Source organism: Mesorhizobium sp. M7A.F.Ca.US.002.01.1.1 (assembly GCF_004022955.1).
GTDB lineage: Bacteria > Pseudomonadota > Alphaproteobacteria > Rhizobiales > Rhizobiaceae > Mesorhizobium > Mesorhizobium ciceri.
This window is the reverse complement of sequence record NZ_RZQE01000631.1, coordinates 1-2,754: the sequence shown is the minus strand read 5'-3', so window position 1 is coordinate 2,754 and position 2,754 is coordinate 1. Positions and strand designations below refer to the sequence as shown.

Sequence of the window (2,754 nt, the reverse complement as noted above, 5' to 3'; positions counted from 1 at the left end):
GGGTTACCACACAACGGCCCTGCTACCGCGGCCGGCTGGCTGCCTGGCGGATCTGGTCAATAGCCTCACGCAACCCGGCTATTCCCGCTCTTTGCGCAGCTTTGCCCAATAATCGAGCCGCTTCCTGATATCGCGCTCGAAGCCGCGCTCGGGCGGATCATAGAAGGTCTGGCGACCCATCTTCTCCGGAAAATAATCCTGCCCCGAAAAGGCATCCGGCTCGTCATGGTCGTAGCGGTAGCCCGCGCCGTAATCCTCCTCTTTCATCAGCTTGGTCGGCGCGTTGAGGATGTGCTTGGGCGGCAGCAGCGAGCCGTGTTCCTTGGCGGCCCGCGTGGCGGCCTTGAAAGCGTTGTAGACGGCGTTGGATTTGGGCGCGGTGGCGAGATAGACGGTGGCCTCGGCAAAGGCGAGTTCGCCTTCGGGCGAGCCGAGATAGTCGTAGGCATCCTTGGCGGCATTGGCGACGACAAGCGCCTGCGGGTCGGCAAGGCCGATGTCTTCCATGGCCATGCGCACCAGCCGGCGGCCTAGATAGAGCGGATCCTCGCCGGCATCGAACATGCGTGCGAGATAGTAGAGAGCCGCGTCAGGATCTGAACCGCGTACCGATTTGTGCAGCGCCGAGATCAGATTGTAATGGCCGTCCTGGCCCTTGTCGTAGATTGGCGCGCGGCGCTGGACGATGCGCTGCAGACCCTCGGGATCGAAGACCTCGCCGGGCTTGGCTGCTCGCCAGACTTCCTCTGCCAGGGTAAGAGAGGCGCGGCCGTCGCCATCGCTCATGCGGATGAGCATGGCCCGCGCCTCGTCGTCGAGCGGCAGCGCCCTGCCCTCGGTCTCCTCCGCCCGCGCCATCAGCTTGGAGATGCTCTCCTCGCCAAGCGAATGGAAGACCAGAACGCGCGCGCGTGACAACAAAGCGGCATTCAGTTCGAAGGACGGGTTTTCGGTCGTGGCGCCAACCAGCACGACTGTCCCGTCCTCCATGACCGGGAGGAAACTGTCCTGCTGCGCGCGGTTGAAGCGATGGATCTCGTCGACGAACAACAAGGTCTGGCGGCCATTGGCACGGCGCAATTTGGCTGATTCGAACACCTTTTTCAGGTCGGCGACGCCGGAAAAGACAGCCGATATCTGCTCGAAGGCGAGACTCGTTTCACCGGCGAGCAACCGCGCCACGGTGGTCTTGCCGGTGCCGGGCGGCCCCCAGAAAATCATCGAGCCGAGCGAGCCGGAACCGATCAACCGGGTCAGCGCGCCGTCAGGCCCGGTCAGATGCTCCTGGCCGACGACCTCGCCAAGGTTCCTCGGCCGCAACCTGTCGGCCAGCGGCCGCCCAGGCGGCTTCTTTTCCGGTTCATCGACGCTGAACAGATCGGCCATGCACTTCTTTTTCGTTGGAGCATGAGCCCGAATGCACGGAACCCAGCCCTAATAACGCAACACCTGACGCAGTATCTGCCCGCCGCGCTCGACCGTAAAGCGCCACCAGCGCGTATCCGTCTTGGCCGCCAGCTCCAGGGTCGCTGCGGTATCGATGGTGGTGCCGTTCACCTCGCGCACGATGTCGCCCGGCTGGAAGCCGAAATCGGCGGCCGGTGAATCGCGGTTGATGTCGACCACGGTGACGCCCTTGATGTCCGTGCGCAGGCCAAGCCGCTGCGCGAGCCGGGGCGAAAGCTCCGCGACCTTGGCGCCCGAAAAGGGGCTGCGGCCATGCAGCGTCACCTCGGCAGCCTTCATGCCTTCCGGAGCACGCTCCAGCGCGATATCCATCGCCGCCTGCTGGCCCTTGGTCAGAACCGCGAAATTGGCGGTGGTGCCGATCGACAGCGTCGCCATCCGGTAGTCCAGCGCTTCGATGCTCTCGACCGGCTTGCCGTTGAGCTGCAGCACCACGTCGCCGGGCTTGAGCCCTGCCTTGGCGGCCGGTCCGGTCGCCTCGACCGACGAAACCAGCGCACCGGTCGGCTTCTCCATGCCGAGCGATTCTGCGATCTGCGGCGTCACCGCTTCGAACTCGGCGCCGACATAGGGCCTCTCGAAGAAGTCGAGCCCGGCCTTGGCCGCGTCGGCAAAGGCGCGAACCATGTTCGAGGGAATGGCGAAGCCGATGCCGATCGAACCGCCGCTGCGGCTGTAGATGGCCGTATTGATGCCGACCAGCTGGCCGCCCATGTTGATCAGCGCACCGCCGGAATTGCCGGGATTGATGGCGGCGTCGGTCTGGATGAAGAAGCTGGAATCGGAGACGCCGATATGGCTGCGGGCCAGTGCCGAGACGATGCCGCTGGTGGTGGTCTGGCCGACGCCGAAGGGGTTGCCGATGGCCAGCAGCAGATCGCCGACCTCGAGCGCGTCGGAATCGCCGATGGCAATGACCGGAAACGGCTTGTCCGAGGTGATCTTGAGCACGGCAAGGTCGAGAGTCTCGTCCTTGAGCAGCACCTTGCTGTCGAACTCACGCCCATCAGCGGTCGCCACCTTGACCCGGTCGGCATCCTTGATGACGTGGTAATTGGTGACCACGACGCCAGTCGGATCGACCAGCACGCCGGAGCCCAGCGAAGACTGCGCGCGCGGCTGCGAGCGGCCGAAGAATTCTTCGAAGAACGGATCGCCGTCGAAAGGCGATGTCACCTTGGCGGTCTGCGAGGCATAGACATTGACCACCGCCGGCGCCGTCTGCTTGACCAGCGGCGCAAACGACAGCTGCACCTCCTCGCGACCGAACGGCACGCGCTTGTCGGG

Annotated in this window: 2 protein-coding genes; both read right to left on the bottom strand. The window is 64.6% G+C overall.

Annotated features, from left to right (window positions below; genetic code table 11):
- Positions 1-78 precede the first annotated feature (78 nt).
- Positions 79-1,386 carry a replication-associated recombination protein A gene (locus tag EN932_RS33195; RefSeq protein WP_013531441.1) on the bottom strand — a complete coding sequence of 436 codons (1,308 nt, stop codon included), beginning with the start codon at positions 1,384-1,386 and terminating at the stop codon, positions 79-81.
- A 48-nt stretch (positions 1,387-1,434) separates the two neighbouring features.
- On the bottom strand, positions 1,435-2,754 hold a 1,320-nt coding region (locus EN932_RS33190; protein WP_164890757.1), incomplete at its 5' end, for a DegQ family serine endoprotease.

Bases quoted from the DNA above. Each gene is read 5' to 3' on its own strand.
- EN932_RS33195 (WP_013531441.1), bottom strand. From the start codon at position 1,386: ATGGCCGATCTGTTCAGCGTCGATGAACCGGAAAAGAAGCCGCCTGGG.